8 protein-coding genes and 1 pseudogene are annotated in these 6,625 nt (G+C 28.4%); 6 read left to right on the forward strand and 3 right to left on the reverse strand.

Going from position 1 to position 6,625, the window contains the following annotated elements; genetic code table 11:
- Nucleotides 1–151 (reverse strand): annotated as a pseudogene (locus AB1Z17_RS00135) (ribonuclease BN); the annotation flags it as partial.
- A gap of 184 nt (nt 152–335) precedes the next feature.
- The gene (gene nadC, locus AB1Z17_RS00140) at nt 336–1,196 is read right to left on the reverse strand and encodes a carboxylating nicotinate-nucleotide diphosphorylase (RefSeq protein WP_368049764.1); all 861 of its coding nucleotides are present in this window, start codon (nt 1,194–1,196) and stop codon (nt 336–338) included.
- A gap of 57 nt (nt 1,197–1,253) precedes the next feature.
- Between nadC and AB1Z17_RS00145 the strand changes: the two genes are divergently transcribed.
- From AB1Z17_RS00145 to AB1Z17_RS00170, 6 genes are read left to right on the forward strand one after another with little or no spacing between them, the layout of a single operon-like run.
- Nucleotides 1,254–2,051 (forward strand): hypothetical protein, encoded by a 798-nt coding sequence (locus AB1Z17_RS00145; RefSeq protein WP_368049765.1) that lies wholly within the window; start codon nt 1,254–1,256, stop codon nt 2,049–2,051.
- The gene (rlmH, locus tag AB1Z17_RS00150; protein WP_368049766.1) at nt 2,051–2,524 is read left to right on the forward strand and encodes a 23S rRNA (pseudouridine(1915)-N(3))-methyltransferase RlmH; all 474 of its coding nucleotides are present in this window, start codon (nt 2,051–2,053) and stop codon (nt 2,522–2,524) included. The genes AB1Z17_RS00145 and rlmH overlap by 1 nt, the downstream gene beginning before the upstream one ends.
- Nucleotides 2,517–3,101 carry a non-canonical purine NTP diphosphatase gene (locus AB1Z17_RS00155; RefSeq protein ID WP_368049767.1) on the forward strand — a complete coding sequence of 195 codons (585 nt, stop codon included), beginning with the start codon at nt 2,517–2,519 and terminating at the stop codon, nt 3,099–3,101. The genes rlmH and AB1Z17_RS00155 overlap by 8 nt, the downstream gene beginning before the upstream one ends.
- Nucleotides 3,101–4,132, forward strand: a complete 1,032-nt coding sequence (locus AB1Z17_RS00160) for a FecCD family ABC transporter permease (RefSeq protein WP_368049771.1) — start codon at nt 3,101–3,103, stop codon at nt 4,130–4,132. Before AB1Z17_RS00155 ends, AB1Z17_RS00160 begins: the two co-directional genes overlap by 1 nt.
- On the forward strand, nt 4,132–4,929 hold the full coding sequence (locus tag AB1Z17_RS00165) for an ABC transporter ATP-binding protein (RefSeq protein WP_368049768.1): 798 nt from the start codon (nt 4,132–4,134) through the stop codon (nt 4,927–4,929). Before AB1Z17_RS00160 ends, AB1Z17_RS00165 begins: the two co-directional genes overlap by 1 nt.
- Nucleotides 4,930–4,975: 46 nt before the next feature.
- Nucleotides 4,976–5,986, forward strand: a complete 1,011-nt coding sequence (locus AB1Z17_RS00170) for a M28 family metallopeptidase (RefSeq protein WP_368049769.1) — start codon at nt 4,976–4,978, stop codon at nt 5,984–5,986.
- Between the two features lie 79 nt (nt 5,987–6,065).
- Here AB1Z17_RS00170 and holA read toward each other — a convergent pair.
- The coding region (gene holA, locus AB1Z17_RS00175; RefSeq protein ID WP_368049770.1) for a DNA polymerase III subunit delta at nt 6,066–6,625 on the reverse strand (560 nt) is incomplete at its 5' end.

The raw sequence follows: 6,625 nt of genomic DNA on the forward strand, positions 1-6,625 counted from the left end.
ATGCACCTTTTACAATTCCAATAACATACATTTCAATAATATCATACAAAGACATCCCTTCCAGACCTGGTATTTTAATTTTTTTACCAAGAATCACTAACCAATTTAAAATTGGAATTTTTTCGAGACTTTTTTCTATTTTTCTTGTCATTATTGCAGTTAAGTTCGAAGGTTTAGAGACTTTGAACTATCTTCTTTCTTTTAATTTACTTATTAAACTTGACATCATTTGTTCTATTTTTTGGTGTTTTTATAAAGTTCTTCAAAATTATTTTTTTCTACATAGTCCATTTCTAAAACTTTCACACTTTCGACTTTAAAACTTTACAACTGAGTTACTCTACCGCCTTCAAACTCAGATCCATATTATGAACAGAGTGCGTTAAAGCTCCAGATGAAATAAAATCTACACCACATTCGGCATAGTTTCTTGCAGTTTCTAAATTAATTCCTCCTGAAGATTCTGTTTGACATTGATTTCCAATTAATTTCACTGCCTTTTTGGTATCTTCATAATTAAAATTATCGATTAAAATACGATATACACCACCAACTGCCAATATTTCTTTAATTTCTTCTAAACTTCTGGATTCAACAATAATTTTTAAATCTAAGTTATTTTCTTTTAAATATTGCTGTGTTTTTTTGATGGCTTTTGTAACACCTCCGCAAAAATCTATATGATTGTCTTTGAGCATAATCATATCATACAATGCAAATCTATGATTCTCTCCACCTCCAATCTTAACAGCCCATTTTTCAATAGCTCTAATTCCAGGAGTTGTTTTTCTTGTATCTAATACTTTTGTTTTTGTACCTTCTAATAGTTGAACAAATTCATTCGTTTTTTTTGCAATTGCACTCATCCGTTGCATTACATTTAAAACCAAACGTTCCGATTTTAAAATAGATTGAGAGCTTCCTTCAACATAAAAAACAATATCACCATAGTGCACTTTTGCGCCATCATCTATTAAAGTTTCAACTCTTAAATCTGCATCCACATACTTAAAAATACGTTTTGCCATTTCAACGCCAGCAATTATTCCATCTTCCTTAACCAGCAGTTTTGCTTTTCCAATAGCTCCTTTTGGAATACAGGCTAGTGAGCTGTGATCTCCATCACCAACATCTTCTCTAATGGCATTTGAAATTATTATATCAAGTTCTTTTTCGAATTGTTTTTGTGATATCATTTATAAAAATTTTTAATAGTACGAAAATATAGTATTTTTGACGAAAAGTTGTCAAATATGAAAATAAAAATTATTGCGTTTTTAACTTTAATCATTTTTAATTTTAACACTTTTTATGCGCAAGACAAATTTTATTTAGATGAAAATATTGTTGAAATTGATTCTATAGAATTTAAAAAAAAGTGTAAAATACATATTTTAAAGTGTTTAACTTACAAAACGAATTCTGTTGAGGTGAATAAAGTTTTATATGATTTCGCATTCGGAAAATTAAGTCCAATTGCATACGAACAAATTAAAAAAACACTTATTCAAAAAAGTTTAAAAAATATTGATAATGATGCTACTTTATTAATAAACTATAGAGACTCTTTATATGATTTTGAAATAAGAAAAAAAAATTACGATATTCATATTCAAGAACATAAAGATGCTAAACATCATAAATTTACATTTGAAACTTTTGATAAAAGTCGAAAAAAATGGATTTCTAAACAACAAAAATGTAGCTCTAAAATTGATGAAAAGTTTAACACAGCTACATTTTATGTTTATAATTTTGATTATGGTTCAATTGAACATTATCCCGATTTAGGTTGGATAAAAGATAGAAGTATTTTTAAAAATATATTTTTTCAAATTTATGGAAATTACCGTTACTTAGTTCTAAAACCAGATGGAGAATATTTTTTATGTGGGAGTCATTTTAGTGATTCAAACTTAAAATATTTACTAAAAAATAAAGACTGGACAAAAATTAAATCTGACTTTAAAGAATCTTACGTTTCGGAAAGTTCTGTTGGAGTTGGACGATTTAAAAAAGGATTTAACAACCATTTAGAACATTGTTTTTAATGAAAATTAAACTATTAGCAATCGGAAAAACCGATGATAAAAACTTACAAACATTGATTGAAACCTACCAAAATAGGCTAAAACATTATATTAACTTTGAAATTGAAGTTATTCCTGACTTAAAAAATGTAAAAAATTTAAGCGAAACTCAGCAAAAAGAAAAAGAAGGAACCTTAATTTTAAAGAAATTAGCGGCAACAGATGTTTTAATTTTGTTAGATGAAAAAGGCAAGGAATTTAGATCCGTTGCTTTTTCTCAATTTCTTCAGAAAAAAATGAATGCTGGCATAAAACAGCTAGTCTTAGTAATTGGAGGTCCCTATGGATTTTCTGATGCTGTTTATCAAAAATCTCAAGGAAAAATTTCCTTTTCTAAAATGACATTTTCTCACCAAATGATTCGATTATTTGTAGTGGAACAAATTTACCGTGCATTTACTATTTTAAAAAACGAACCTTACCATCATGAATAAATTAAAACTAGTTTTTGCTACCAATAATAAAAACAAATTAAAAGAAGTACAAGCAATGCTTACCAATTTTGAAATTGTAAGTTTAGCGGATATAAATTGTTTTGATGATATTCCAGAAACTGCAGATACTTTAAAAGGAAACGCCATTTTAAAAGCAAATTATATTACAAATAAATACGGTTTAAATTGTTTTGCAGATGATACAGGATTAGAAGTTGAAGCTTTAAATAACCGACCAGGAGTTTATTCTGCCCGTTATGCTGGTGAGGAAAATAATTCAGAAAATAATATAACTAAATTATTAACCGAGCTTGGTGATAACTTAAATAGAAACGCACAATTTAAAACTGTAATTGCCTTAAATATTAACAAAAAACAATTTATATTTGACGGAATTTGTAAAGGACAAATTTTAAAGGAAAAACAAGGAATTGGTGGCTTTGGTTACGATTCTATATTTGTGCCTAAAGGTTATAATAAATCTTTTGCAGAAATGGATTTAAAAGAAAAAGGAGCTATCAGTCACAGAGGAAAGGCAATACAACAATTAGTACATTTTTTAAACAATCATTTTTGATTAATCCAACAAAATCATACAAAAAAACATTTATAATTCTACTAATTACATTAGTTTTTATATTTATTGTTAACCTTAGTTTAGGGTCTGTTTACATTCCATTAAAACAAGTGTTTTTAGCATTAACAAATGGTGAACTTGAAAAAGATTCTTGGGAATCTATTATTTTAAGTGTGCGTTTACCAAAGGCAATTACAGCAATAATTGTAGGCTCTGGCTTATCTATAAGTGGTTTATTAATGCAAACTTTATTTAGAAATCCATTAGCGGGTCCTTTTGTTTTAGGAATAAGTTCTGGAGCAAGTTTAGGAGTCGCCATTTTAATTTTGGGAGGTTCATTTTTAGGAGCAAATATTACCAGTTATGCATTTACAAATTTAGGTTTGGCAATTGCTGCAAGTTTAGGTGCTTTTTTAGTGCTTTCGGCTGTAATGATGGCTGCACAAAAAGTTAAAAACACCATGTCCATTTTAATAATAGGATTGATGTTTGGTAGTTTAACTTCAGCCGTAATAAGTATTTTAGCTTATTTTGGAAGTGCCTCTCAATTGCAACAATATATGTTTTGGAGTTTTGGAAGTCTTGGTAATTTAAGCTGGAAAGAAATAACAGTTTTATGCGCTGCTTTTTTAATTGGAATCTCTTTTGTAGTTTTTATAATAAAACCTTTAAACACACTACTTTTAGGTGAAAATTATGCAAAAAGTTTAGGAGTTAATGTCAAAAAAACACGCAATTTAGTGTTAATTGCAACTAGTTTACTCACCGGAGTTATTACTGCATTTTCTGGACCCATTGCTTTTATTGGCTTGGCTGTTCCGCATTTAACAAAACTACTTTTTAGCACTTCAAATCATAAAACATTAATTCCTGCTGTTGCTATAAGTGGTTCAATAATTATGTTAATTTGCGATAGTATTGCACAATTACCAACTAGCGAATATACCTTACCCATAAATGCAATAACATCATTATTTGGAGCGCCAATAATTATTTGGTTGTTGGTTAGAAAAAGAAAAGTTTATTATTAATGAAACAACCTAAGGAACATATTCTAAAAACAGCAAACTTAAGTATTGGATATACTTCAAAAAAACAGGTTTCTGTAATTGCAGCTGATTTATCCATACATTTAAAAGCTGGTAATTTGGTATGTTTACTTGGAAAAAACGGAATTGGAAAATCTACATTACTTAGAACTTTAACTAAAGTTCAACCCGCTTTAAATGGCGCTATTTTTATTGATAACAAAAATTTGGATAACTTATCAAATTTAGAATTATCTAAAATAATGAGTTTGGTGCTGACCGAAAGGTTGCCAGACAGTAGTTTAACAGTTTTTGAATTGGTTGCATTAGGCAGACAGCCTTTTACAAATTGGATTGGATACCTTACTAATAAGGATATGGAAATAATTCAGATGGCTTTCAAAAAAACAAATACTACCCATTTAATGAATTCTAAATGTTATGAATTAAGTGATGGACAATTACAAAAAGTACTAATTGCCAGAGCCTTAACACAAGATACGCCAATTATAGTTTTAGATGAACCAACAGCGCATTTAGATTTACACCATACCGTTAATACGTTCTCTTTATTGAAAAATTTAGCATCAGAATTTAATAAAACAATTATTGTTTCTACACACGAAGCTAATTTAGCGCTACAATTAGCAGATGAACTGTGGCTGATGTCTTCAAGTAAATTTGTAAGTGGTAAAACCGAAATACTTATTGAAAATAACGAACTCGAACTACTTTTTGATTCTAATTTAATTAGCTTTAACAAAGCTTTAAAGCAGTTTTCCATTTCAAATTCTAATTAAACTCTGATAAATTTTTATATATTTGAATTTCTTCAAAAATATATTCATGAAAAAAATATTTTTTTTAATTACTTCAGCATTCATAATTAGTTGTGGCAGTAACAATCATATTTCAGAAACTAATGAAATTACTGGAATTAATGCAACCAAATATGCAAATAGTATTACTGTTGAAGATTTAAAGACACACCTATTTAATATTGCTTCAGATGAATTTGAAGGAAGAAATACAGGAGAACCTGGTCATACAAAAGCTGCTGAATATTTAAAAAACTTCTATATCAATACTAATATTGCTTCCCCTTTTGAAGGTAATAATTACTTTCAAATTATACCAACCGAGCATTTAAGTCCTAATTTAAATCCTTCAGAAAATGTGTTAGCTTTTATTGAAGGTTCTGAAAAGCCTGAAGAAATTATTGTAATATCTGCGCATTTAGATCATTTAGGAATTAGAAATGGCGAAATTTATAATGGAGCAGATGATAACGGCTCTGGAACTGTTGCTATTATGGAAATTGCTGAAGCTTTTCAGAAAGCTAAAGAATCTGGAAATAAGACAAAACGTTCTATTTTATTTTTACATGTTACAGGTGAAGAAAAAGGACTTTTAGGTTCTAAATATTATGTAAATAATCCTATTTTTCCTCTTATTAATACCGTTGCAAATTTAAATATAGATATGATTGGTCGTGTGGATGATACCCACGAAGGAAACCCAAATTATATATATTTAATTGGTTCAGACAAATTAAGTACTGAGTTGCATAACATTTCAGAAGAAATAAACACAAAGTTTACCAATATTAATTTAGATTATTCATTTAATGATGATGAAGATCCTAATCGATTTTATTACAGATCTGATCACTACAATTTTGCTAAAAATAACATTCCTATAATCTTTTATTTTAATGGAACGCACCAAGATTATCATCAACCTTCAGATACTCCTGATAAAATTAATTACGAACTTTTGCAAAAAAGAACTCAATTAATTTTTTATACTGCTTGGGAAATTGCCAATAGAGATAACAGAATCGTTGTTGATAAATAATTCTGATTTAACAGCTTAAAGTGTAAAGGTTTAACAGTGTAAACTGTATCCTAAAAACTATCTATTGCCTATTGCAAATCTAATGTATAATCTTAAAAAGTAATTCTTTTAAAATATCTCCTGCAGGTAAAGCATTTGCTCCTACCCCTTTACTTTTAACATCGGCATTACGTAAAAGTCCAATTACCTGAGATACTTTTCGCATTGGATAGTTTTTTGCTGCCACCGTATAATCTGAAACAAAGAAAGGATTCACTCCTAACGCCTTTGCAACACTATTTTTAGATTTGTCTTTTAAACTATGATAAATAAGTAATTGCGTAAAAAAACTATTCAATAAAGAAATAGTCATAATCATAGGATTTGCTTTCTGATTTTGAGCAAAATGATTGATAATTCTATTAACTTTTAAAACATCTCGTTCTCCAACAGCTTTTCTTAATTCAAAATTATTATAATCTTTACTAATTCCAATATTGTCTTCAATTGCTTCTGGAGTAATGGTAGCTTCTTTTGGTAAAACCAACATTAATTTATTCAATTCATTATTAATTTTACTTAAATCTGTACCCAAAAACTCTATTAGCATTAATGTTGCTTTGGTGTCAATTTTATATTTTTTACCAGCTAATACTCTCC

Source organism: Lutibacter sp., assembly GCF_040883305.1.
Classification (GTDB): domain Bacteria; phylum Bacteroidota; class Bacteroidia; order Flavobacteriales; family Flavobacteriaceae; genus Lutibacter.

What these genes read in the sequence shown, in the direction of transcription:
- nadC (WP_368049764.1), bottom strand. Translation starts at nt 1,196, where the DNA reads ATGATATCACAAAAACAATTCGAAAAAGAACTTGATATAATAATTTCA.
- AB1Z17_RS00145 (WP_368049765.1), top strand. Translation starts at nt 1,254, where the DNA reads ATGAAAATAAAAATTATTGCGTTTTTAACTTTAATCATTTTTAATTTT.
- rlmH (WP_368049766.1), top strand. Translation starts at nt 2,051, where the DNA reads ATGAAAATTAAACTATTAGCAATCGGAAAAACCGATGATAAAAACTTA.
- AB1Z17_RS00155 (WP_368049767.1), top strand. Translation starts at nt 2,517, where the DNA reads ATGAATAAATTAAAACTAGTTTTTGCTACCAATAATAAAAACAAATTA.
- AB1Z17_RS00165 (WP_368049768.1), top strand. Translation starts at nt 4,132, where the DNA reads ATGAAACAACCTAAGGAACATATTCTAAAAACAGCAAACTTAAGTATT.
- AB1Z17_RS00170 (WP_368049769.1), top strand. Translation starts at nt 4,976, where the DNA reads ATGAAAAAAATATTTTTTTTAATTACTTCAGCATTCATAATTAGTTGT.